Source organism: Pseudomonas sp. HN8-3, from assembly GCF_020790195.1.
Lineage (GTDB): Bacteria > Pseudomonadota > Gammaproteobacteria > Pseudomonadales > Pseudomonadaceae > Aquipseudomonas > Aquipseudomonas synxantha_A.
Map to the genome: position 1 here is coordinate 3851965 of NZ_CP086206.1, position 21922 is coordinate 3873886.

At 57.2% G+C, this 21922-nt stretch carries 25 protein-coding genes and 4 pseudogenes; 7 read left to right on the forward strand and 22 right to left on the reverse strand.

Going from position 1 to position 21922, the window contains the following annotated elements:
• Positions 1 to 5: 5 nt before the first annotated feature.
• From LJX92_RS16915 to LJX92_RS16965, 11 genes and pseudogenes are all read right to left on the reverse strand, one after another.
• Complete coding sequence (locus LJX92_RS16915) at positions 6 to 506, reverse strand: general secretion pathway protein GspN (RefSeq protein WP_032880312.1); 501 nt, start codon at positions 504 to 506, stop codon at positions 6 to 8.
• Positions 503 to 1105, reverse strand: a complete 603-nt coding sequence (gspM, locus tag LJX92_RS16920; RefSeq protein WP_032880310.1) for a type II secretion system protein GspM — start codon at positions 1103 to 1105, stop codon at positions 503 to 505. Before gspM ends, LJX92_RS16915 begins: the two co-directional genes overlap by 4 nt.
• Positions 1080 to 2072, reverse strand: a complete 993-nt coding sequence (locus LJX92_RS16925) for a PilN domain-containing protein (protein ID WP_216091808.1) — start codon at positions 2070 to 2072, stop codon at positions 1080 to 1082. Before LJX92_RS16925 ends, gspM begins: the two co-directional genes overlap by 26 nt.
• Entirely contained in the window at positions 2069 to 2770 is a 702-nt protein-coding gene (locus tag LJX92_RS16930; protein WP_078821831.1) for a general secretion pathway protein GspK, read from the reverse strand. Before LJX92_RS16930 ends, LJX92_RS16925 begins: the two co-directional genes overlap by 4 nt.
• Entirely contained in the window at positions 2767 to 3375 is a 609-nt protein-coding gene (locus LJX92_RS16935) for a prepilin-type N-terminal cleavage/methylation domain-containing protein (protein WP_078821832.1), read from the reverse strand. Before LJX92_RS16935 ends, LJX92_RS16930 begins: the two co-directional genes overlap by 4 nt.
• Positions 3372 to 3704 (reverse strand): type II secretion system protein, encoded by a 333-nt coding sequence (locus LJX92_RS16940; protein ID WP_228308659.1) that lies wholly within the window; start codon positions 3702 to 3704, stop codon positions 3372 to 3374. Before LJX92_RS16940 ends, LJX92_RS16935 begins: the two co-directional genes overlap by 4 nt.
• Positions 3701 to 4126 (reverse strand): type II secretion system protein, encoded by a 426-nt coding sequence (locus tag LJX92_RS16945; RefSeq protein WP_103733805.1) that lies wholly within the window; start codon positions 4124 to 4126, stop codon positions 3701 to 3703. The genes LJX92_RS16940 and LJX92_RS16945 overlap by 4 nt, the downstream gene beginning before the upstream one ends.
• A gap of 7 nt (positions 4127 to 4133) precedes the next feature.
• On the reverse strand, positions 4134 to 4544 hold the full coding sequence (gene gspG / locus LJX92_RS16950; RefSeq protein ID WP_087945255.1) for a type II secretion system major pseudopilin GspG: 411 nt from the start codon (positions 4542 to 4544) through the stop codon (positions 4134 to 4136).
• Positions 4545 to 4564: 20 nt separating this feature from the next.
• Positions 4565 to 5761, reverse strand: coding sequence for a type II secretion system inner membrane protein GspF (gene gspF / locus LJX92_RS16955; RefSeq protein WP_228308660.1), 1197 nt, complete (start codon positions 5759 to 5761; stop codon positions 4565 to 4567).
• The gene (locus LJX92_RS16960; protein WP_416309145.1) at positions 5758 to 7425 is read right to left on the reverse strand and encodes a GspE/PulE family protein; all 1668 of its coding nucleotides are present in this window, start codon (positions 7423 to 7425) and stop codon (positions 5758 to 5760) included. Before LJX92_RS16960 ends, gspF begins: the two co-directional genes overlap by 4 nt.
• 255 nt (positions 7426 to 7680) lie before the next feature.
• A pseudogene (locus LJX92_RS16965) lies at positions 7681 to 8202 on the reverse strand (substrate-binding domain-containing protein); the annotation flags it as partial.
• Between LJX92_RS16965 and LJX92_RS16970 the strand changes: the two are divergent.
• Positions 8182 to 8535, forward strand: a pseudogene (locus LJX92_RS16970) (nitrilotriacetate monooxygenase); the annotation flags it as partial. The pseudogenes LJX92_RS16965 and LJX92_RS16970 overlap by 21 nt on opposite strands.
• Before the next feature lie 79 nt (positions 8536 to 8614).
• Here LJX92_RS16970 and LJX92_RS16975 read toward each other — a convergent pair.
• The 3 genes and pseudogenes from LJX92_RS16975 to LJX92_RS16985 form a co-directional block, all read right to left on the reverse strand.
• Positions 8615 to 8713, reverse strand: a pseudogene (locus tag LJX92_RS16975) (aquaporin); the annotation flags it as partial.
• A gap of 268 nt (positions 8714 to 8981) precedes the next feature.
• Positions 8982 to 9245, reverse strand: coding sequence for a hypothetical protein (locus LJX92_RS16980; RefSeq protein WP_078821836.1), 264 nt, complete (start codon positions 9243 to 9245; stop codon positions 8982 to 8984).
• 129 nt (positions 9246 to 9374) lie between these two features.
• Positions 9375 to 9572: a hypothetical protein gene (locus LJX92_RS16985; RefSeq protein WP_032880294.1), complete on the reverse strand. Its 198-nt coding sequence runs from the start codon at positions 9570 to 9572 to the stop codon at positions 9375 to 9377.
• Positions 9573 to 9820: 248 nt separating this feature from the next.
• Here LJX92_RS16985 and LJX92_RS16990 point away from each other — a divergent pair, with 248 nt between their 5' ends.
• Together LJX92_RS16990 and LJX92_RS16995 are read left to right on the forward strand one after the other, a co-directional pair.
• A complete protein-coding gene (locus LJX92_RS16990; RefSeq protein WP_050549407.1) occupies positions 9821 to 11317 on the forward strand; it encodes a trypsin-like serine peptidase in 1497 nt (498 codons plus the stop codon).
• A gap of 872 nt (positions 11318 to 12189) precedes the next feature.
• Positions 12190 to 12399 (forward strand): hypothetical protein, encoded by a 210-nt coding sequence (locus tag LJX92_RS16995; RefSeq protein ID WP_228308661.1) that lies wholly within the window; start codon positions 12190 to 12192, stop codon positions 12397 to 12399.
• A gap of 3 nt (positions 12400 to 12402) precedes the next feature.
• On the opposite strand, the gene umuC is transcribed toward LJX92_RS16995, so the two are convergent.
• The 3 genes from umuC to LJX92_RS17010 form a co-directional block, all read right to left on the reverse strand.
• Positions 12403 to 13677 (reverse strand): translesion error-prone DNA polymerase V subunit UmuC, encoded by a 1275-nt coding sequence (umuC, locus tag LJX92_RS17000; protein WP_228308662.1) that lies wholly within the window; start codon positions 13675 to 13677, stop codon positions 12403 to 12405.
• Complete coding sequence (locus tag LJX92_RS17005) at positions 13670 to 14095, reverse strand: LexA family protein (protein ID WP_032880717.1); 426 nt, start codon at positions 14093 to 14095, stop codon at positions 13670 to 13672. Before LJX92_RS17005 ends, umuC begins: the two co-directional genes overlap by 8 nt.
• Positions 14096 to 14191: 96 nt before the next feature.
• Positions 14192 to 14401: a hypothetical protein gene (locus LJX92_RS17010; RefSeq protein WP_194438138.1), complete on the reverse strand. Its 210-nt coding sequence runs from the start codon at positions 14399 to 14401 to the stop codon at positions 14192 to 14194.
• 83 nt (positions 14402 to 14484) lie between these two features.
• Here LJX92_RS17010 and LJX92_RS17015 point away from each other — a divergent pair, with 83 nt between their 5' ends.
• Entirely contained in the window at positions 14485 to 15171 is a 687-nt protein-coding gene (locus LJX92_RS17015; RefSeq protein ID WP_228308663.1) for an SOS response-associated peptidase family protein, read from the forward strand.
• On the opposite strand, the pseudogene LJX92_RS17020 reads toward LJX92_RS17015, so the two are convergent.
• A pseudogene (locus tag LJX92_RS17020) lies at positions 15158 to 15256 on the reverse strand (lysis protein); the annotation flags it as partial. The gene LJX92_RS17015 and the pseudogene LJX92_RS17020 overlap by 14 nt on opposite strands.
• A 77-nt stretch (positions 15257 to 15333) precedes the next feature.
• Here LJX92_RS17020 and LJX92_RS17025 point away from each other — a divergent pair.
• The 3 genes from LJX92_RS17025 (at position 15334) to LJX92_RS17035 (ending at position 16698) form a co-directional block, all read left to right on the forward strand.
• Positions 15334 to 15654: a hypothetical protein gene (locus tag LJX92_RS17025; RefSeq protein ID WP_228308664.1), complete on the forward strand. Its 321-nt coding sequence runs from the start codon at positions 15334 to 15336 to the stop codon at positions 15652 to 15654.
• A gap of 217 nt (positions 15655 to 15871) precedes the next feature.
• Positions 15872 to 16081: a hypothetical protein gene (locus LJX92_RS17030; RefSeq protein WP_228308665.1), complete on the forward strand. Its 210-nt coding sequence runs from the start codon at positions 15872 to 15874 to the stop codon at positions 16079 to 16081.
• Positions 16082 to 16437: 356 nt separating this feature from the next.
• Positions 16438 to 16698 carry a helix-turn-helix transcriptional regulator gene (locus LJX92_RS17035; protein WP_228308666.1) on the forward strand — a complete coding sequence of 87 codons (261 nt, stop codon included), beginning with the start codon at positions 16438 to 16440 and terminating at the stop codon, positions 16696 to 16698.
• A 322-nt stretch (positions 16699 to 17020) separates the two neighbouring features.
• On the opposite strand, the gene LJX92_RS17040 is transcribed toward LJX92_RS17035, so the two are convergent.
• The 4 genes from LJX92_RS17040 to LJX92_RS17055 form a co-directional block, all read right to left on the reverse strand.
• A complete protein-coding gene (locus tag LJX92_RS17040) occupies positions 17021 to 18070 on the reverse strand; it encodes an acyltransferase (RefSeq protein ID WP_228308667.1) in 1050 nt (349 codons plus the stop codon).
• A 117-nt stretch (positions 18071 to 18187) separates the two neighbouring features.
• A complete protein-coding gene (locus tag LJX92_RS17045) occupies positions 18188 to 18304 on the reverse strand; it encodes a DUF2514 family protein (protein WP_228308668.1) in 117 nt (38 codons plus the stop codon).
• Between the two features lie 501 nt (positions 18305 to 18805).
• Complete coding sequence (locus LJX92_RS17050; protein WP_228308669.1) at positions 18806 to 19558, reverse strand: hypothetical protein; 753 nt, start codon at positions 19556 to 19558, stop codon at positions 18806 to 18808.
• 215 nt (positions 19559 to 19773) lie between these two features.
• Positions 19774 to 21915: a hypothetical protein gene (locus LJX92_RS17055; RefSeq protein WP_228308670.1), complete on the reverse strand. Its 2142-nt coding sequence runs from the start codon at positions 21913 to 21915 to the stop codon at positions 19774 to 19776.
• Between the last annotated feature and the right edge of the window lie 7 nt (positions 21916 to 21922).

The window sequence follows — 21922 nt, forward strand, 5'->3', positions numbered from 1 at the left end:
ATCGATCAAGGGAGGGGCTCGCGGGGATGGGAAATCAGGGGTAACCGCTTGCCGTACAGGCTCAGGGTCTGGGTACGCCCGTTGAGGGCGAATCGGGCGTATTGCGGGGTCAGGTGTTCCAGGCGCCAGCCGTTGGGCAGCGTCTGGCCCAGGCGCACCGTCAGGGGTGGGCCGCCGGCTTGCTTGAGCATGGCCATTTGCAGGTTGCCGGTGATCATGATGCCGCTGAGGGTCAGGTTGGCCAGGCTCGCCACCTGGGTCTTGCCGACCACGCTGTCCGGGCGGCGATCGGGGCTGAACAGCGGCGTCTGCCAGGTGCTCGCGAGCTCTTGCAACGCCGGCGCCGGTGCGGCCTGCACAGTGACGGAGGGCTGCGCAGGTGCAGGCGCCTGCGGCAACCATCGCGGTTGATCACCGATGCTGCTGAGGATCACCGCCATCAGTACGCCCAATAGCCCGGCCAAGCCGAGCAAGCCCCACTCCAGGGGGCGCAGTGCACCGATCATGGCGCCACCTGCGCCGGTTGCAGGTAGCCACGCACCAGCAGTTGCACCGCCAGCTTGCCCGCCCCGCCAGTGGCCGGTGCCTGTTTGCTGCGGCGAATGCGCAACTCATCGACAAACAGAAACGGCGGCTGGTATTCCAGCGCGTGCAGGATCGCGGTCAGCGGTTCGATGGCGCAGTTCAGCGTAAGGCTGACCTTGACCTGCCGATAGGGCTCGCTGCTGTCCTGTTCAGTGGTGATGGGTTTGCGCTGGGTGAGGTTGCAGCCGCCGCCCAGGTTGGCGTGGCTGTTGATCAGGTCGGCCAGACGCTGCATCAGATCGGCGGCGACCACATCGGGGTCATCGCCTGGCAACAGGCTGGCGCTGCTGGCCGGGTCTTGCCGCGCCAGCTCAAGCTGCTCGCGCAATGCCTCGCCCTGGTGCAACACGGCGGCGTAGCGTTGCTGCTGCTCACGCAACTGCTGGGCTTGCTCGCCCATGGTGCGCAACGGGCCGGCGAACCAGCTGTCGATCAGTAACCAATAGGCCGCACCGAGTACCACGGCCAGGAGCAACAAGGCCCCGCCACGACGTTCACGGGGTGTGAGGGGTCGGCGCATCGGCGGCCTCCGGGCGTAAGTGGGCGCGCAAGGCAAACTGGTCCTTACCGGTGCGCGCATCGGGTTGAATCACCCCTTCGAACTGGGCGTTGTCCAACCGCCGGCAGCCTTTGATGCGGGTGATCAGGCCACTGGCCTTGGCACTTTGCCCGGAGAAGGTCACCTCAGCGTCCTTGACGTCCAATTGGTCGAGCCAAGTGTCGGCGGGCAGGCAAGTGGTCAAGTCATTGAGCAGCGCAGCCAGCGGCGGTTGCGCCAGTTTGCGCTGGGTGAGGTACTGCGCTGCGCCGCGGGTATTGAGCAGTTGCTGGCGCAGGGCGTGCACCTGGGCGACTTGGGCTTTTTGCTGCTGCACGGTGGCGTGCATGGCGTCGAGTACACGCTGGCGGTCGTTGAGCCACAGCAACATGGCGGCGATCAGCAAGGCACCACACAGCCATGGCAGGCTGCGCTGCAAATCCTTGCCCGTTCGGCGTTGGCGCGAGCGTAACGGTGCCGGCAGCAGGTCGATGCCCAGGCCCGCCACATCGACGCGATGGGGATGCAGACCAAGGGCAGCGCAGTCACTCAGAATCCGATCCAGACGCTCGCGCAGGATCGCCACCAGCGTGACCTCAAGGTGGGTGGGTGTGCGCTGCTCCTGACGCGCCACGAAGTACAACTGCTCGGCGTCGAACGGGGTGTAGCGGTCCAGTTCATAGCCGACCACCGCCGTGAGATTGCGCGCGGCCGCCAGGGGCAATTGCAGGCGTTGCTGCAGCACCACGTCAGGGTCGAGCATCAGCACCTGGCAGGCGCTGCCGGGGATAACCGGCGCCGTCAGCGGCCAGTAATGGACCTGTTCAGGCGGCTCTTGCGGGGCCAGCCAGCTCGGCACACAGCCGCGCAGCTCGGTGAGCCACAGGTGCCAGCCTTGTTGCAGCAGGCTGCCGCGCCACTGGCGGGCGATAGGTTCAAGTCGATTCATTCTTGCCACCGCACCACCCGATAGGGTTGTGCACGGTCCTCCGCGGGGCTCAATAAGACGGTGAGTTGCAGGCGTGCCTGATAGCCGCCGGGGCGCTCGGCACGGCTGTCGATTTCCAGCACCTGGCCGGGGTCGGCGCCCTCGGCGTTTTGGCGTGGCAGGTTCAATGCCTTGCGCATCAAGGGGCTGGCAAATGCCGGATCGGGTCGATCCAGGTCGCTCCACAAAGTAATTTCCGGCACTAATTGGCTGTACAGCTCCTGGGTCATACCGGGCAGTTGCCGCACTTCTTCCAGCACCCGAAACGGCGCCAGGCCCTGATGGCGCCGAGCCTCAAGCGCCTGGACCAGCTGATGGGCCTGGGCCGGGGTAGCGCCGCAAGCCAGGGCCAGGTGCAGCAAGTCATCGGGGTCGGCGTTGACCAGGTACAGCTTGCCGCGCTCACTGCGCAGGCGGACCTGTAGGCGGGCGTCGTCGAAGGTCAGCGCGATGGCACGCCCGTCCGCCACCCAGTGCCGATCAGCCATGACCTGGGCAATACCGGCTTCGGCGGCCAACAGCGTCTGGGTGTGCTGGCGGTACCACAGCGCCTGGCGACTTTGCAGTTGCACCCAGGCAGCCAAACCGCCGAGCAATAGGCTGAGTAAAGCCAGCACCCACAGCACCAGCAGCAACGCCGCTCCGCGTTGGCGCTTCATTGTTCACTGCTCGCGCTGCCGAGGTTCAGGCGCAGGGCAATCACTTGCGTCAGCCACGGCACCGGCCCGTTGACGCTGGCGTCGATGCGTACTGCGACGGGCAAGCGCCGGGGCCAGGGCCACGCGCTCAACCAGCCGGTGGGCTGGCCCAAGGGCGATACGCCGCGATAACTCAATTGCAGCGCCTCGACGTTATGCAGCAGCACTTGCGGTTCAGCGCGCTGGGCGTTGGCAGCGGATTGCAACTGCGAAAACGCCACCTGAAAATCCTGCTCTACCCGTTGCAGGGTAAAGCGCTGGATGCCCCCGCCGAGCACGCCTGGCAAGGTCGCCACAAACTGCAAGCGCTCTGCCGTGCCGATAAAAAAACCATCGGCCTGGCTGTCGTCTTCAATGATATTCAAGGGCAACGCCTCGCTGATCGCGGTGCGTAGAAACTGTTGGGCGGTGCGCATTTCATCCAGGCTCACGGTGTAACTTTGGGCCTTGGCCACCGCCCGATTGGCGCCCAGCAACGCAGCGCCCACCAGCAATAACAATATCGAAAGCAGGCTGAGCACCACCAGGATCTCCAGCAAGGTGAAGCCCTGCTCGCGGCGCTTCACAGGCTGGCCTTCAAGGTGCTGAAGCGGGCCTGATGCGCGCCTTCACGCAGGTTCAGGTCGAGACGAAACAGATGGGGCTGTTGCCGGGTACTGGTCAAGTGCCAATGGATGCCATCAAGTTCGCCTTGCAAGGTGCCCTCGCTCAGCGGGCCGGCCGCTTCCTGGTCCAGCAGCGTGAGCGCGGCCTGGGTTAGCCGGTCGCTGTGGGCAACCTGGGCCAACGAGCGCGCACTCTGGCCGAAGGCAACCAGCAACACACTGCTGCACACCGCCATCAACGTCAGGGCCGCGAGCATTTCCAGCAGGGTAAAACCGGCCTGATGCTTCATGGCAGCGCCCTGGACTGCACGCTGCCGGTGAGCCAGCCAATGTCGATACGCCAACGCCGGGCGCCGCTGGCCAGCAGCAGGTTGCCGCCGGTGGAACTGCCATCGGGGTAGAACACCACGGCGGCGCCCGCCTGCTCGGCACTGTGCAGCGTCACCTGCAACGGTGCCTGCCACTGTTGCGGGGCACGCCCTGGAGCCCGGAACGTCAGACGTTGCAGGTCGAATTCGGTGCGCGCCGCCCGGCCGCTGACGATCGCCCCCGCCCGCGTGGCGCGCAGTGCCTCGACCATCTGCCCCACCACCCGCCGCTCCTGAGCCACTTGCAGCCCCTGGCGCACACCCAGCCCCAACAACCCGGCGGCGATGCCGATCAATACAATGACCACCAGCATCTCCAGCAAGGTAAAGCCGCGCTGGGCCATGGGCGGGTTACTCCCAGTTACCCAAATCGGCACTGTAGCCCTCGCCGCCCGGTTGACCGTCCTGGCCGTAGAAGATCAGGTCGAAGGCGCCATGCTGCCCGGGGAAGCGATAACCGAACCCGTGGCCGAACGGGTCCTTCAACTCCGAAGGCTTGGCATAGGGGCCCGCCCAGCTGGAGGCATTGGCGGGCTTGTCGAGCAGCTGTTGCAGGGTGTTGGGCGGCGCCCCCACATCCAGGGCGTAGCTGTCGATCTTCATGCTCAAGCTCGCCAACTGCGCCTTGCCTGCGCCGTATTTGCCCTTGTCCACATTGCCGCCGACCTGGCGCACGACAATGGTTGCGACGATGCCCAGCAGCACGATCACCGCGAGCATTTCCAGCAGGGTGAAGCCGTTTTGGCGGTGCCGGGTTCTCATTGATTCCACTCCATGAAGGTTCATATATGGCTGGTGAGGCTCATCAGCGGCAGCATGATCGCGAGCATGATTACCGCCACCAGCACCGCCATGATCACGGTCAGCGAGGGCACCAGCGCAGCGAGCAGGCGGTCGATCGCACGCTTGGCCTCGACGTCGAAGATGTCGGCGACCTTGAGCAACATGCCGGGCAGTTCACCGGCGTGTTCGCCGACCTCGATCATTTGCAGGGCCAACTGCGGCAACAGCGGTTGACTGCCAAACGCCTCGGCCAGGGTGCCGCCGCCTTTGACCTGTTGCGCCGCCCGAGCCACTTGCGCCTGCAATGCATGGTTGCTGCAGACCTGCCGGGCGATCACCAGCGCGGGCAGCAATGCCACGCCATTGCAGAGCAAGGTGCCGAGGGTGCGAGTCAGGCGTGCGGCTTGCACCCGTTGCAGCAGCGGGCCGACCACACGGATGCCCAGCAGGTGACGGTCGTAGCGTTCGCGGCGGCTGGGGTCGCGCAGGCGCGTCGCCAGGAGCCCGACACTGATCGCCAACCCGGCCAACAGCACCAGGCCATAGGCCGACAAAAACTCGCCAAGCCCCAGGATCACTTGGGTGATCAACGGAATCGGCACGCCCAGATCCTGAAAAATCGGCACGAATTGCGGCACCACATAGGCCAGCAACAGCGCCAGGGAACCCAGTACGCCCACCACCAGGAACGCCGGGTAGATCAGCGCGTTGATCACCTCGCCACGCAGTCGCTGGCTGCGCTCCAGGTAGTCGCTGAGCTGGCGCAGGGTGTCTTCCAGCGCACCACCGGCTTCGCCCGCGCGCACCATGCTCAGGTACAGCGCAGAAAACGTATCGCCCTCTTCCTCAAGCGCAGCCGACAGCGGCTTGCCGGCCTTGACCTGGTCACGGATGCGCTCGATCAAGGCCCGCACCTGGGGTTGGCCGGGTTGCTTGAGCAGCAAGTTCAACGAGCGTTCAAGGGGCTGACCGGCGCCGAGCAGCGTCGCCAGTTGCTGGGTGAAACTCACCAGCGCTGCACCCTTCAACGGCCCGCGTACACGACGTAACGAGGCACTGCCTGTCGTTTCGATATGCAGCAGCAACCAGCCACGCTTGTGCAAGATGGCGACGGCGGCGGCCTGGTCGGCAGCTTGCAGCGTGCCGCTCTGGGCGGCGCCCTGGCTGTCCAGGGCACGGAACTTGAACAGGCTCACGCATCCTCTCCACGGGTGACGCGCAACACTTCTTCCAGGGACGTGACGCCCGCCAGCGCCTGACGCAGGCCGTCTTCATACAAGGTGCGCAAACCGCCGCGACGGGCGGCTTGCTCAAGGGTGGCGGCGTCGGCGTGGGCCATCAGCAGGCCACGCAACTCATCGTTCATCACCAGCAATTCGGTGAGGGCGCTGCGGCCGTGGTAGTCGCCGTGATACAGCAGAATCGGGCGCTGCTCGGTGAGGCGATCCAGGCCGTGTTCCTTGATCAACGCCGGGGGCGCCTGGAACGCGACCCGTGTGGCCGGGTCCAGGCGCCGCACCAGGCGTTGGGCGAGAATGCCGCTGACGGTGGAGGCGATCAGGTAGCTTTCCACGCCCATGTCCAGCAAGCGTGTGATGCTGGCGGCGGCGCTGTTGGTGTGCAGGGTTGAGAGCACCAGATGGCCGGTGAGTGAAGATTGGACGGCGATGCGGCACGTTTCCAGGTCGCGGATTTCACCGATCATGATCACGTCCGGGTCCTGGCGCACGATGGCGCGCAACGCTCCGGCAAAGTCCAGGCCGATGGCGGGCTTGACCTGGATCTGGTTGATGCCTTCAAGCTGGTACTCCACCGGGTCTTCCACGGTGATGATCTTGCGTTCGGCGGTGTTGAGCCGCGCCAAGGCGGTGTACAGCGTGGTGGTTTTACCCGAGCCTGTGGGCCCGGTGACCAGCAGGATGCCGTGGGGCCGCTCAAGCAAATCAAGGAAGGCTGCCAGGCGCTGGCCATCAAAACCCAGGCTTGGAAAGTCGAACTGCACGGTTTGCCGGTCCAACAGGCGCATCACCACCGACTCGCCGAAGCTGGTGGGCACCGTGGACACGCGCAAATCCAACGCCTTGCCCTGGATGCGCAGCATGATGCGCCCATCCTGGGGCAGGCGCCGCTCGGCGATGTCCAGGCGCGCCATGATCTTCACTCGCGAGATCACCGCCGCCGACGAACTGGCGGGCGGTGCTTCGGCGTCGTGCAGCACGCCATCGATGCGGTAGCGCACCTTGAGCTGGTTTTCGAAGGGTTCGATATGGATATCCGACGCCCGTTGTTCCACGGCGCGTTGCAGGATCAGGTTGACCAGGCGAATCACCGGCGCTTCGGAAGCCATGTCCTTGAGATGCTCGATATCTTCGAGGGCACCACCCTGCTCATCGAGGTTTTCGATCAGCGTGCCCATGGCCGAACGGCCCTGGCCGTAGTACCGCTCGATCAGGCCCTCTACGTCGGTATGTGCACCGATGGCCAGCCAGACAGGAACTTGGCAGGCATACGCCAGGGCTTGGAACGGGTACAGCTGCGTCGGGTTGGCGGCCAGCACGCGCAGGCCGCCCTCGTCCCAGCCCATGGGCACCAGGTGGTAGTGACGCAGGAAACGCTCGGTCACGGCAGGTAATGGGTCGAGCAACGGCGGCGCAGCGTCGGCCGCCAGCAATGGTGCAACCAGCAGATCGGCCCAGGCGCGGGCCAGTTCGATTTCGGACACCAGGCCCAGGCGCGTGAGTAAACCCAGCAGGTCGCGAGGGTCATCGGATAAGCGCCGGGCGCGTTCCAGATCCAGCGTTTTAAGCCCGGCGTGCTGCATCAGCCACGCACACACCTGGTCGGTGTGCGGGATGTGCATCTTGCAAGCATCGATGGGGGCTGAAGACATCATTGAGGAATATCTAACGTTGCGAAAAGTATGGCTATTTGGAACTACCGAACAATGCCATTAGTTCGCCACAGCCGATGCAGGAGTTAGCCGGGGGTATCGACTGGAAGTTATAGCTCTAGTTCCGGCTGGCGGAAAATTAAATACAAAACATTGCCAAATGCACTGATTTAGAGCGTTAGCAGCCAATAGCCACTAGTTGCACTTAGCCATACCCCGCAATGACTAGGTACTTTCCCTTTCAATTAACTGACAGTGCAAAAGATTCAAGCGTGCAACTTCACCCTCGATCGGTAATACACCCAGACTTTGCAGAACGCGGGTGGCGGCTAATATACCAATCTGCAGGGCCGGTGGCTGGATCGTGCTGAGGCTGGGCAGCAACATCTGTGCGAAGGGGTAATCACCAAAGCCCAAGACGGCACAGTCCTGCGGGATGTTCAGCCCCGCTCGTTGACCGGCGAGCAAACCACCGGCAGCCAGGTTGTCGTTGGCAAAGAAAATCGCGTCGGGCCTGGTCACCGCCCCCATCAGCGCCTCCATGGCCTGCTTGCCCGCCTCGAAAGGCGCACGGTCGGCGTCGGGGACGAAGACCCACGGCTGCACACCTAGCTCGCTGAGGGTCGCAGTAAAACCATCACGGCGCTCCGGCACGTAGTCCCAGGTTTCCACCACCGGGATGTCCACCTCGGCGATCATCTTTTCGATGCCTGGGCTATGGAAGCGACTGGTCAGCACCAGCGCGGCCGCCAGCAACTGCGGAGCGAACTGGCCCAGCGCGAACAGCTGACACTGGCGCAACTGGGCCGACGCATTGCCGGCGGACGCGGTCATTACAGCTTGATCGGCACGCCTGTGCAGATCGCCGATGAGCTGCAGCGCTGGTTCGAAGAAGGCGCGGCGGATGGCTTCAATATTCTGGTGCCACACCTGCCGGGCGGGCTGGAGGATTTCGCCCGCCTGGTCGTTCCCGAGTTACAGCGGCGTGGCTTGTTTCGGCGCGAATACACCGGCACCACACTGCGAGAAAACCTCGGCCTGGCGCGCCCGGCCAACCATTTCAAGGAGACCCGAGCATGAAAATCCCCACCCTGCTGCTGGCCCTGCTGCTGACCCAGACAGCCTGGGCGGCCGATCTATTAACCTTGCGCATCGACTACCAGAAAGGCTCCATCGCCCAATCGCCCTGCAACAACGCCACACCAGTACTGCGCGCCGGGTTAACCGATGTATTGCTCACGGGAATACTGATCAGGTGTGGGAAATTTCCTTGGCGCGTAACTAATGAGCAGGTGTGATTCGCGATGAAGATGGTTCACGCGGGAAGGCATTTATTCCCGGCATGAAAAAGCCCAACCTATTCAGGTTGGGCTTGATCAGAAATAGAGTGGGACGCAGGGATTCGAACACTCGACGCCTGGCCCCCATACAGGCGGACGTTGTGAAAGCCATAATCAGCAACAACAGTGGCGCATCAAGACAAAGCCGGCCTCTTGCTGCTCAGCGTGGCGCCCCTCTGGATACTCTCACCGTAGCGCGCCCGCCTTGGCGATCAACTCACGCAATCGGGAATCCTTAGGCTCAAACACGTCGAGGAGCCCGATCGCCTTAAGAGCGGGCAGAGATTGAATAATTTCTCGCTCAGCCAGCAGTTGATCATCCATGCTCGCGCCTGGATTACTCCAAACTCGTACGTTTGCCAAAAAGGCACCCACCGTCCCTTTACGTACGGTCACTCCCTCAAATGTTGCTTCGTTTGTGTCGTCGGCAAGAACGTCTTCGGCACGCATATCCGTCTCCGCAGTTGGGTTGCTTTAACTTCTCGGCCTTTCGGAAAAGGGCATCACGCCGACAATAACGTAATTATCTTGCGCTGACATTTAAATGAAAACCCGGCGCTTGGCCGGGTCCGTTGATGCTCAGTTGTCAGGATGCTCACTGGCTACTGAATCGGCAGCGTCCACGTCCGACATATCTTCCTCGAGGGGTGCCTCGTCGTCCGGTGGCAGCGGGATATGATCCTCATCGCGCTTTGGATCATGACCGGCCTCATTGTCCGTTCCACGCGTTACTGCCTGCTGTGAAATATTGCCTGGGGCGTTCTCGTTGATTTCCATGCTGTCTCTCCGCTCTAAAGCGCGACAAATACGCACTTAACCATTGGAGCAGGCGTGTAACAGGGAGTGCCGAACTTTGGACGAACGGAAGATCCCGAGACAGTGTTGGGCGTAAGGACGCCAGCACCAGCAGCCATAACGGCGACTGAGGATCCCGCCAAGGGCTCACGCAGTAGCCCTGTATGTCATCCGCCTTGGCCTGATTGAGTAGTTTCAGCCAATCAATGACTTCCTTGTCGAGGCCCCTTATGGCACTTCCTCACACCGCCTGCATCTTCCTGTATTTCCTGTTGCTCAGCACTGTCTGGCCGAGCCATGCCAGAGATCTGGCCGAGGGCCTTACCGAGCAGTCACCGTCTGTGGCCCTTGAAAATAAAAACCACCGTTATCCGCAATGGACCGGCATCGGTTCACTGGAAAACGCCTTAGGCCAGACCTGCAATGCCGTTCTGCTCGACACGCGCAATCGCCAAGGTAAGGCCATCGGGCCGGCTTATGTGCTGACCGCCGGGCATTGTGTGTTCTACAGCTACGGTACAGCGCGCGTCCACCAGGCGCTCACCGCCGACGTGACCTTCAACTACTTTCATGACACACCCGAACGGCGTATCACCTACGCCGTCAAGACGGCGCATTGGAGCAGCATGGCGGGCACTGACCTGGCCGTGCTCGAACTGGATACGTCACTGGCGGTGCTGGTGGCCAAGGCGATCATGCCACTCAAGCTGGCCTCCCAGCGTCAGACATCGGATCGAGAGGTGATCAACGTGGGAGCGCCGACTGGCTTTCTGAAAAAGGGCCTACGCATGAGCGCCTGCGTGGAATCGACCCTCAACAGTTTTGCCGAACATCCCGGCGTGTTCCCCAGCGCCTTGCGCAACCGCTGCAACGGTCTGCGCCCAGGCAGCTCCGGCAGTCCGATGCTGGACCGGAACACCAATGAAATCACCAGCATCATCAGCAAGGTCGCGTCTGCCATTCAGAAAGACATTCTCAATAGCTGCCAGAACAACTCGGCGTGCGAAGCCGCCAAATTCAACTACAGCTACCCCGTCAACGACTTGTACTACTGCTTTGTAGACGGTGTTTTCCGTAACGACACCCCAACCTGTCAGCTCAAGGCGGTTGAAATCACGCTGGATGAGCCGTGGAACCTGAAGCCCTATGTGCATTTAAAACGTGACGCCACCGACCAAATTACCCGTCCGACTTGGAACCTGAGGTTCTCGATCCAGGAACCGTTCTACCGATTCAAAGCCGTGAATCACATCAGCGATTGCGCACGCACACACGGCTACCAAGTCGCTGCCGCTTCTGACGAGGCCTACATCAACCAGCCCATCGGTCCAGTGCTGGGGCCGCATGTGTTATGCATACTCGGGGTGCAAACGGCCGAACAGCCGCTGACCGAAGCGCTGCTGCGCAATGCGTTCACCCATTCGGTATTCCTGACCAACCCGGCACCGGCACCGCAGCTCAAGCACCGCTATCACATCGCCTGGGAAAACCAGCAGGACGGTTTTAGCCAGCATTATTACTACAGCGTGAACTCGGCGATCAGCACCATCTGTGGCGATATTGACGACGATCGCTACACCTTGGCCATGGACGGCATATTCCTTGATATAGCAGAGCTGCCGGTCACGTTATGCAGTTATGCACGCAACAACGCCGGGCAACCGTCGGCCATTCGCACAGACATGATCACAGGCGCAACGGTTCGCTCGCAGCGTCAGGCCAGGTGAGGCAGCGAGCTGTTTTAAGCAAATGTTGATGAGTCAAGTCAGCGCAATCGAGGGCAATGCCCGAAAGGCACGACTTGAGCGGGATCACTGGGGCTCTCCCCCGCCGAACCGCAGCGGGGGCGACCCGATTACCATTGACCAGAGAGCAAACAGGTTGCTGCCTCAATCATGCTGAAGTGGTACCACGGCTGAGAATCCTGGCAACTGGTGGCGAAAGACGCATGCGCACTTGAGGTCGCTAACAGGCAGGCTGCAGCCGTCATATAGACGTATTTTTTTATAGTCATCTTCACTCCCCTTCCCATCGTTAATACATTGGCTTGCGCTTCAAACTCTACTGCCGGGTTCGTGCAAGGATCAATTAGGGCAGGTGTGCTAGTGGCTTATCGACATGCACGCGACAACGCCTATCGACGTCACGCCAGTCATTTCAGGGGAGTGTCGTAGCGATTGCATGTTCGCTGTACCCCACCGGCAGATCACAAAGGTGAAACAGGCTCTCGGGCCCATAACGGCCCACGGCGCGGTAGGGGGTATTTTTCAGACATGAAAAAGCCCAATCTTTTCAGATTGGGCTAAGTCATTGAATAATATGGTCGGGACGGAGTGATTCGAACACTCGACCCCTAGCACCCCATGCTGGGGACTGTAGAAAAATAACCTATTGTTTTAAAAGGAATATCTACCTTATGCCTAGTGGCAAATAATCCTTCTTTTTGTGCTTATGCAAACGATAAACCGTGACCTGTAGCGTAGGTTTTGCGCAGACTTAGCCAGCACTCTACCTCCCCTCCCCGGCGTCCTGCCGAAAAAACACAACTACCCAAAAAATACACGCACTACTACGCTGTTCACTCTCCGGAGGAACACCAATGCCGAATTCAGATCTACTCCCTTCCCTGCTTTCTAAGCTCTACGAAAACCAACTCGCCCTCGAAGCGTCCATCCTGGAATTGTCCAACTGGGTGGAGCAGCGTGGCTCCGCCGAGGTAGCAGAAAATGTTCGCGGCGCTCTTCAAGCCATCGACGATAACGAGGAGTTCATCAAACTGACTCTGGCGGTACTGATGAGTCCTGAATAACAGCTACTTGCAGGCTACAGCCCAAAGCTGGTCCAGCTTGGTGGTGTAACTCTGGCTCATCATCTCCCGACGCATACCCCAGTCGGGATTGGTGGGCACGCTAGCAGAACGAAGCGCTCCCCTTCCCCACCTCTCGTTAATCTGATCAAGGACCGTCATAACCTGGGTTGCTTCGGTCGGCTGCGATATTGCAAAAAGATCATCGGTGTATTCGCCTGGCTGACACAGGTTGAGCAGCATTACCTCGGCCTTGCTGTATTTGAAACCCGGCCGGAAAATCCTGTCGAGCGCATCGACGGCGACTTTCGTGAGCAGGCGCACGTCATCGGTGGGGTACGGCATATCCACCACCACGCCGTTGGCATACTTCGCCTCCTCGGGGTTGAACATGCCTGTGCGGATGCAGACGCGGACCTTTTTACAAAGTGAGTTTTGGGCTCGAAGCTTTTCTGAGGCGCGCATCATGTAGGTGGCCACCGCCTCCTTGATCGGCGGCAGATCGGTCAGCCGTTTGCCGAACATCCGGCTGCAGCATATTTCTTGCTTGGGCGGGTCGGGCTCGTCAAGTTCCAGACACGATGTGCCGGCCAGCTCCCGCGCCGTCTTTTCGATCACTACGCTGAATTTCTTACGGAGCGTCCAAGGATCTGCCTTGGCCAGGTCCATCGCTGACTTTATGCCCATGGCGTCGAGGTGGAGCTTCATTTTGCGGCCTACGCCCCACACTTCGCAGACGTCAGTATTACGCAGCACCCAATCGCGCTTGACCGGATCGGTGATGTTCACCACGCCACCGGTCTGAGCTTGCAGTCGCTTTGCCGTGTGGTTGGCCAGCTTGGCCAAAGTCTTTGTATGAGCAATACCTACACCAACCGGAATGCCGGTACATCGGAGCACCTGGGCACGGATCTGTCGGCCCAGAGCGTCCAAACCGGCGATACCGGTCAGGTCTGCAAATGCTTCATCAATCGAATACACCTCTACGGCCGGCACCAGCGATTCAATCACGCTCATTACGCGCTGGCTCATATCCCCGTACAGCGCGTAATTCGACGAGAAGGCCACAATCCCGTGCTGTCTGAGCTTGTGCTTAATCTGAAAATACGGTTCGCCCATTTTGACGAATGGAGAGGCTTCATAGCTACGCGCAATGACACAGCCATCGTTGTTACTCAAGACAACGATTGGTACGCGCGCCAGATCCGGGCGAAACACGCGCTCACAGCTAGCGTAGAAACGGTTGCAATCGACAAGTGCGAATACAGGCGATTTAGACATGACTACGCACTGTGCTGGTGATCACGCCCCAGATCGATAGCTCATCACCCTCTAGGACATACCGCGCTGGGTATTTCGGGTTTTCAGATAAAAGAATCACCTCTTTCCCACGTTTGCAAAGTCGCTTGCATACAGGATCATTATTCAAGAGAGCGACAACGATGTGCCCGTGGACCGGCTCAATTGACCGGTCCACAACTGCCAAGTCTCCCTCAAAAATTCCCGCCCCTTGCATACTTTCGCCAGTAATCGCGATGAGATAGACGTGCGGCGCCCTGATATTTAGGACCTCATCCAATGAGATGTGCTGCTCGATGTGATCGGCCGCCGGCGATGGAAAGCCGGCGGGCACCCGAAAAGAGCAAAAGGGCAGCTTCGTGCCACCCTCGGCGATAGGACCTAAAATTGAGAAACTCATGACGCAGCCTTTTACAGACACTGTACGAATGTACAGTTAATAGCGCAGATGGCTTGCGGTCAATTTGGTGTAAGAGATATCTGACAAGCGGGCGCGTCAGACCAATTCATCTGCGTATGCGGCGACCGCCTCTTCCGTCAGCTCCCGCCACTCACCCTCATCTATCAGGCCCTGCTGCTTCAAGTCGTCCGCCAGGGCCAGCCGCGATTCGTAGCGCTCCTCAGGTGTGGCCGATATGAAGGCGGGATCATTGCGGAGTGCAAACCACGCCTCCATTGCGTTCACCTGTTCAATGTTGGTCGCCATGACGAATACCTTGGGCCAGTGTCTACAGTGTAGAGATTGGCCGGGGACCGGCTGTTCATCGGCGCCGACGAGCGGAGATGCTTATGTGCGGGAGACTTTCACAGTACCGAGGAATCCACGAATTCGTTGCAGCACTGAGTATGCCCAATGCACTGGCGAACTCCGTGGGCGATCAACCAATTGAACGGTACAACGTGGCACCGACAACCGCGGTGGCACTGCTGCATCTGCAGGGAGAGTTGCTCCAAGCTGATCCGGTACGCTGGGGATGGCGGCCGCACTGGGCGAAAGACCGGGCAGCACCTATCAACGCACGCGTGGAAAAAGTGGCGCATGGTCCGTTCTTCAGGGCGATCTGGCCGCACCGGGCGATCACTCCAATCGACAACTGGTTTGAGTGGGTGGATGAAGGCGGCCCTAAGAAGCAGCCCTACCTCATCCGCCGGCGTGATGGCGCACCGATATTCTGTGCCGCCATCGGCCAGCTACCAGATGCTGATGAAGGCCCAGGCGAGCACGACGGCTTTGTGATCATTACCGCCGATAGTGCCGGGGGCATGGTGGACATTCATGACCGGAGGCCCGTGGTGCTGACGCCGGACCTGGCCCGGGAATGGTTGGATCCAGCCACGCCCAAGGAGCGAGCCGAGCAGATGGTACTGCACCAGGGTGAACCTTCTGAGGTGTTCGAGTGGTTCAAGGTCGATACTGCTGTGGGCAACGTGCGCAACAAGGGCCCTGAGCTGATTCAACCGATCAGCGCACAATAGCCCTGACGTACGCCTGGCACGCACGCAGCGCGATCAGTCCGTTCTCCCCATCGTCGGTGATGGCGACAATTCGTTGAGCATGCACGGCGTTGAAATCAGTGGTCGCGCCGTGTAGCGTCACCGTATGGTATGAGTCGCCCGTAAACAAAGGGAGCGCGATTGATGTTAATTGGAGCAGTGATTGTCATAGGTTTTTTCTGTCTGATAGTGCTGGGTACTTCTCAAAAGTTTGGGCATTCGGGAACCATTGGCGTTTTTTTCGGGGTGATTGCTGTACCTGCCTTCGCGTCGCTGATATGGCGATCTGCATACGTCTTTGGCTGGTGGACCATTGCGATTTTTATTGGCCTGTCTTTCGTTGCCGGGATGATGGCGAACAGCGCTCGCAGGTCTGAAGACGCATTAAATACTCTTGTTTTCACACAGCCGTTGACCGGCTTTATCGGTACAGCATGTGCAATCGGTTGTTGGTTTATCAAGTGACGAGGCTTGCATGAAGAAAAGGTCTACGTGCTCCACTGCCTTGTGGAGCGAGCTGGGGGAACGACCGGACACTTTCACGTACTCTTCACATTCAAGCGTTTATGGTTATTTCAGCTCCTTGTGAAACCCTTTAAGCCCGCTATCCCCCATCGCGGGCTTTTCTTTGCCTTCAATTTCGTGGTCTACGCTCTCTAGACCCTCAATTGGAGACGAAACTATGCCCTCCCCCTACTCCCTCCCCGATATGCTCGAACGAATATACGAGAACCAGCTCGCACTAGAGGCTGCCCTGATGGAGCTGACCTTGTTCGTCGAAGGACAAGGCAATGCTGAGGCAGGGAATAACGTACGTGGCGCCCTGGAAACGATCGGCGAGAACGCCGGGCACATCCAACAGGGCCTAGCACGGCTGAAGCTGCAACGCTGATACGTAGGCTAAACACCTGGAGGACGGAATGAGCGAGTATTCAAAAGTGATCTACGTTGCAGATCTGGCGCGAATATTGGGTCGAACTGAGGCGTCGGTCAGAGAAGGAATTCGCCGTGGCGTAGCGTGGTTACCGAAAGGTTTCAAGATGGGTATCCGACATTGCTGGTTGAGAGCAGACGTAATGCAGTTTTTGACCAACTGCAGAGATGGCAAGGTAGAGAACAAACCTACCAGGGTGGGAAGAAAGAGACAGCCGCCACCTACGCTGCAGAGCGTCAGATGAAGCAAGAGCGGGGAAACGGGGCATAGCACGACTACAGCGAAACGCTTATAAATAGAAAAGGTAGGGCCGCATGATCGATCAATGCGAAATAATCTACATACCAGATATGGCGAAAATGCTTGGCCGAAGTGAGTCCTCAATCCGATCAGGCCTTCAGGGAGGGGCTGCCTGGATTCCTAAAAGCTTCAAAATGGGAAATAGAATTTGCTGGCTTAAGTCGGATGTCATGCAGTTTCTAGTCGATTGTAGGGATGGCAATATCCAGACCAAGCCTAAAAGGCCTGGAAGGAAGCGTCGGGTGCCGCCTACCCTGAAAAGCGTCGGCTATTGATCAGGAGTACTTATATGGTCAATTACAAAACGGTGAGGCAATTTTCGGCCGAGAGCGGATACACAGAAGCTGCAATTCGAGCCAAGATATCTGACAGGACTTGGACTAAGGACCTAGTCTGGCGACATGCTCCGGATGGTAGGGTGTTGATCGACGTGCGCGGGTATGAGGCATGGGTAGAAAGCACGACAGCTCCGAACCACGCAGCCCTCAGAATTCTGGAAGTGGCAATCCGTCAGAAAGGGCGAGACTTTCTAAGCCCCCCACCTCTGACATGAGCATCACTACGAACCCGCATAGTGGTATGCCTTCAGCAACGACCCTACACCCCAATAGCTGGCCTCAGAACTTTCACCCTCCCAATCAATAAAATAGCTAGGTATGACGCGATAAAGACTATTACTGATAACGACGGGATATAAACAGCCGATGCATTAGCAATTGATGGCAGCCATGCTTTTGAAGCGTCGCCGCATAAATCTATAAAAATCACATGAATCAAATATATGCCGAAGCTGCACGAACTGACAGAAACCACCAGACCGTCCAAACGTTTCAACGCATAGAAAACAGACAATCCAGACGTAAACTTAATCAAAACGAACCAAGACGCTGACGCAATAACGACCAACGGGGACAGGTAGCCATAAAAATCACCAACAAAAATATTGTTATTGGCAACCGTCAATACACAAGTCATATATGCGATTACCGCAGAACAAACAAATATCGACAATAGTGCAGCTATAGCATGCAAAGCCTTGTACTCTCTCTTACCAAGTAAGTACCCGAGAACAAAATACCCAATGTAACCAGAAGCATAAGAAAAATCGAACTGCCATTTAACTCCAAAATACCGCTCAACCAATGGCGACATTGTCATAACAAAAAACCAAAGAACGCAATAATACATCAGAAGCGAATCATTTCTCTCAGCTGCCACACTTCTAAGTAATGGCAAAAATAAATAACAGCCAATGATTGCATAGAGATACCACAAGTGGTAACTGACCGGAGAAAAAATAAACTTACCGAAGTTCCCAAAGTCACTATACCGCGATCCTTGATAATAAACTTTCCAGAGAACATAGACCACAGACCAAAAAACTAGCGGCCACACAACCCTACTTATACGCTTAGCAAAAAACTCAGCGATTGGTTCGCTTTTCCTTAAAAGCAAAAATCCAGAAGCCATAAAAAACAACGGCACACACGGGCGCACGAATGAGTCATAAATATTTGCTGCATTCCAGTCGCTGCGCGATATTTCGCCAAGCTGGTAAAGATATGGCGCAGCGGCATGTAATATTACAACCATAGAAATGGCTATAGCCTTTACATAGTGCACCCATAGATACTGGTCGTTTTTCAATTTCACCTGCACCATGAACAGCGAAAAAAATTGTTTTGAGGCCCGTCTACCGCAGGCGAGCTTGCCTCAAAAACTTACCAACTCCAAGCTATCAGTGCTATTTCAGAGCAATTGCCTTCAAAGACCATTAAACGCCTGCTCGCATGTCACTCCATGGCTCCGGCTTTGATCAGCATCTGCCGCCAGATATCCCGCTCGGCTGTCAGCGCGCTTGAACACGTCGGCAAGCACCATGACTGCGTGGGAAGCTGCCTGGCTTGCGAAGGCAATGCAGGAATGGCTGCGAGGCGACGGGCAAGGTCGTCGACGGTGAGCTGCAAACCGCTACGAGAGGCGCGCTCGGCAGCAGCAGTGACCTTATCGATAATTTGTTGGCCATCTTTAATCACCTCGTTGATTGCTTGTTGACGGGCTTGTTCTTTCTCGCGTTTGGCAGTCTCGTTGGCCACGGGCTAATTGTGGAAAAAAATCTGGCTTGCAAACGACGCCTAACGATTTTGAACGGAGATTCACGAGTCCCCGCAAATCTTAGCTACAGGCTCACCGTACGACCCCCCTGACGCGCGGCGTACGCCCATGTTGCCCTATCCGCATCTTTAGAATGTGTGCTCATCTGTTACGCTGTGAAATGCGGGTTATCTGAACATGCGACCGGATAACCCCCTCAAAGAGCAGAGCCAACAATTAGGTCAATCCGGTATAATAGCAAGCCTCATTCCCCGTCAAAAATTAATTCTATCTATACCAAGGATCTAGCGACGGCCAGTGCTGCTTTTGCGCAACCCAATGATAAGAGGCAACCACCCTGTCTATAATGTACAAAGTGAATTCTAAAGTTCCCAAAGAAATATTTACGCCATCATTACCTCCTTTTCTACCTGTTGCAAAAAAGGTGTCACCTGCAAAAGATGAAAAATATCTTGATGAAACTTCATCGTGCTTTGCCTTTGGTGAAAAAATACCAACAGCTCTATCTTCAACATGTTGTATAGAATTTCTCAACGCTACCAACCCAGGGATTCCCGCGTAAAACTCATCTACTATTGCTATAAGGCTCTGCGGAGCGCCATCTTCTTTCGACAGCGCGCGAATTAGCTTTCCGATCGAGTCTAATGCAGAAACAAAAGCCTTGGAGTATATCGCTGTTTTTGCCGTCTTAAACTCTAGGGGAACGCGTCCAGCTCCCCACTGCTCAATCTTATAAAGGCGTTCAACCTCAAAATCTCGATCATGACGCGCTTCTAATCCGTTGGAGCCTAGGTCTTTATATTGTGCATCTATCCTTTCACGACCTTCTCGATCTTGCTCCTTTAACGAGCTATCTTTCCCGTTTCGCCTCCAGTCGTTGCTCTCAGAATAAAGCTCAACTGCCAAGTTGGCCTCATGAAAAGCAAGTCTCAACAAATGAAAAATTGTTGCACTATCTTTTGAATACCCTTGGCTATCATCAAGAAAACTTCCTGGAATCAAAACTTCAAAAATCTTCATTTTATAAAACTCCGCATGTTCAGTCGCTCCTCAGCATAGCCGTAAAGCTACCATCCCGTGTCCCATGCTTAGAAGTCCGAAATCTCTGGATCCTCAAACGGTGGTTTGTGGAGGGTATCCAGGGCAGAAAACGAGCCACACATGGCGGGAAAATATCGCTGCGCGGGCTGGCTTACTCCAACAGTTGGCTATCAGAGCGCCAGCCACTGTTTTTACTAAGATCGAGGAACCGAGAAGAACAGCTGGTGATCCGCCGTCGCATTTTGCGCGTTCGTGATTACTGAAACTCCTGCAGCGTTGAAAATGCAGACACCTTGGCTTACTCCAGCATTTGTGGGCGACAGTTGAGTCGTGGAAGGTATATCGAATTGGACTCCCGCCCTGGATGGGTAACCAAGCGCAACGCCCTTCGTTACCGCCCCAACCAACCCGGTAAGATTTAGTCTTACCAAAATCTGTCCACCCTGATTCTTGATGGCAGAGGTAAACGACGCGCCCGTCGATTTATTGGTTACACCCGACGCAGGGTTCAGTGCCAGGGGAAACCACCAGTCGTGATAGTCCAAAACCTGCTTTTTGGAGGACACAGACAGCCCTATCTTCTTGGCGATCGTTTCAGCGATGAGCTTATGCCCGGCGACGTTCGGGTGCAGGTCGTTGGTGAATAAGTTAAGGGTTTCAATCAAATACGCCGAATTCGGCGCAATACTGGTTTTCATGAAGAAATCAGGAAAAGGGATGTACACCCCCTTGGTCTGGGTAGCCAGACGTCGAAGTTGCGCCCGCGTTCTATTCTCAGGACCTACGTACCAGACGAAATCGGGGACAACCACGGGGACTTCGTACTGGTTGGCATACTGAATCAACCAGTCAATGACCTGAGTGAACGCGGCGAACTTCACATCATCATTCTGATGATCGTAGAAGTCATTCACCCCCAGAGCCATCACGAAAAGTGCCGATTCGCCCATTAACTTTTGCACACACGCTTGACTGGTGTTGATTAGTTTTCTACCGCTTTGCGACATGTTCTGCAGTACCGCTTGACTAGCAGTTTTGTAGTATCCGATACCGGTTATTTCCACCTCCGCCGTGGAAGTCGTCCGAATGGTAATCTTGCAAGAACCTAAGCCGTTATCCGTGAGAACAAATCCATAGCCTACAAATGGATTGCGAGTCGCAGCATCGGTATTAATGGTGGTCAACGGCGTACCGTTGATCAAGATTTCGAAGCTGCCACCAGACGGATTTTGCGCGTAATAGATCACCGCTACATCCTGAAAGGTTGGGACAGTGATATCGATCTGTGCGCTCGCTGTTGCAGTGACCCACGACGCCCCGGTAGGCACGTCGGGTATTGTGTCGTACAGCAACCAATGCGCCCCAATCAGCACATCATGGATGTCCGCATTTGATGCACCTGTCACCGGGTTAGTGAAAGGCAATAGCGGCGTCACACCGTAACTGTAGGTTCCCAGCTCAACGTTGAGCATACGCTTGAATAGATTTACCCAGCCGTTGCGATACCAGTCGTCAGCGAACGCACCGTGCGATATCGAGTCGCCCAGGACATGCATGAACGGAGCACCGGCAAAAATGCGTGCCCTGACCTTGGAGAACATAACGTTCTTACCGAAATTACCGGTATCTGCAGCCAGGCTTACAGCATCAATATTCTCCTGTAGAGCCACATCCTCGGCCGCGAGACTGTTCAATGTGTCCTTGACCGTCCCGGCCCCATCACCAATCAAATTTGCACCTTCAGACCCGGAAAGATCCTGTACAACATGCGCCGTCAGATCCGGCGCTCGATAGAAGATATTGAGAGCATTATTGATTGGGCCCTGGATGGCAGATACTAGGTCGCCGAGGAACACCAAGGACCATTTTCTGGTCACCGCATCCTGTGGCTCAACCGGATCTTTTACGTCCGTGATCCGCCTGTTCTCCGCGTAGAAATAGTCACGCCCAAAAGGACGTGTAAGAGCGCGCTTGAAGATGCTGAAACCCTGCTGTATCAGCATGGTCAGCTTGTCGAATACATCCTCATGCGTTTCCGCCAGGAACTTCCCCTGATTGCGCAGGCTGGTCTGTTGGAAGGCATCCATTTCCCTGGAGACAATCAACTGCCCAGGGCTGGCGAGCGCCGACGTAGTGACGATGCTCCCGCCCTGCTCATTGCCTGCGCCGTTGACGGTGTAGTTCGTGCCGAGCGTGAGAACGGAACTGACACCGGCCGGATTCACATAGGTGACAACCAGATCCTCATTGGCCAGGAACTTGAAATAAAACGGGTAGTTGGTGGTTACCCCGTTGGTATCGAACTCTGCAACGCTGCCTATTGTGCTGACGGTCACGGGTGTG

Bases quoted from the DNA above. Each gene is read 5' to 3' on its own strand.
- LJX92_RS16915 (WP_032880312.1), bottom strand. From the start codon at position 506: ATGATCGGTGCACTGCGCCCCCTGGAGTGGGGCTTGCTCGGCTTGGCC.
- LJX92_RS17030 (WP_228308665.1), top strand. From the start codon at position 15,872: ATGCCCTCCCCCTACTCCCTCCCCGATATGCTCGAACGAATATACGAG.
- LJX92_RS16960 (WP_416309145.1), bottom strand. From the start codon at position 7,425: ATGCACATCCCGCACACCGACCAGGTGTGTGCGTGGCTGATGCAGCAC.
- LJX92_RS17035 (WP_228308666.1), top strand. From the start codon at position 16,438: ATGATCGATCAATGCGAAATAATCTACATACCAGATATGGCGAAAATG.
- LJX92_RS16995 (WP_228308661.1), top strand. From the start codon at position 12,190: ATGCCGAATTCAGATCTACTCCCTTCCCTGCTTTCTAAGCTCTACGAA.
- gspM (WP_032880310.1), bottom strand. From the start codon at position 1,105: ATGCGCCGACCCCTCACACCCCGTGAACGTCGTGGCGGGGCCTTGTTG.
- LJX92_RS16925 (WP_216091808.1), bottom strand. From the start codon at position 2,072: ATGAATCGACTTGAACCTATCGCCCGCCAGTGGCGCGGCAGCCTGCTG.
- LJX92_RS17015 (WP_228308663.1), top strand. From the start codon at position 14,485: ATGTGCGGGAGACTTTCACAGTACCGAGGAATCCACGAATTCGTTGCA.
- LJX92_RS17045 (WP_228308668.1), bottom strand. From the start codon at position 18,304: ATGGTGCTTGCCGACGTGTTCAAGCGCGCTGACAGCCGAGCGGGATAT.
- LJX92_RS16980 (WP_078821836.1), bottom strand. From the start codon at position 9,245: ATGCGTGCCGAAGACGTTCTTGCCGACGACACAAACGAAGCAACATTT.
- umuC (WP_228308662.1), bottom strand. From the start codon at position 13,677: ATGTCTAAATCGCCTGTATTCGCACTTGTCGATTGCAACCGTTTCTAC.
- LJX92_RS17005 (WP_032880717.1), bottom strand. From the start codon at position 14,095: ATGAGTTTCTCAATTTTAGGTCCTATCGCCGAGGGTGGCACGAAGCTG.
- LJX92_RS17050 (WP_228308669.1), bottom strand. From the start codon at position 19,558: ATGAAGATTTTTGAAGTTTTGATTCCAGGAAGTTTTCTTGATGATAGC.
- LJX92_RS16990 (WP_050549407.1), top strand. From the start codon at position 9,821: ATGGCACTTCCTCACACCGCCTGCATCTTCCTGTATTTCCTGTTGCTC.
- LJX92_RS16930 (WP_078821831.1), bottom strand. From the start codon at position 2,770: ATGAAGCGCCAACGCGGAGCGGCGTTGCTGCTGGTGCTGTGGGTGCTG.
- LJX92_RS17025 (WP_228308664.1), top strand. From the start codon at position 15,334: ATGTTAATTGGAGCAGTGATTGTCATAGGTTTTTTCTGTCTGATAGTG.
- LJX92_RS16985 (WP_032880294.1), bottom strand. From the start codon at position 9,572: ATGGAAATCAACGAGAACGCCCCAGGCAATATTTCACAGCAGGCAGTA.
- LJX92_RS16945 (WP_103733805.1), bottom strand. From the start codon at position 4,126: ATGGCCCAGCGCGGCTTTACCTTGCTGGAGATGCTGGTGGTCATTGTA.
- LJX92_RS16940 (WP_228308659.1), bottom strand. From the start codon at position 3,704: ATGAAGCATCAGGCCGGTTTTACCCTGCTGGAAATGCTCGCGGCCCTG.
- gspG (WP_087945255.1), bottom strand. From the start codon at position 4,544: ATGAGAACCCGGCACCGCCAAAACGGCTTCACCCTGCTGGAAATGCTC.
- LJX92_RS17010 (WP_194438138.1), bottom strand. From the start codon at position 14,401: ATGGCGACCAACATTGAACAGGTGAACGCAATGGAGGCGTGGTTTGCA.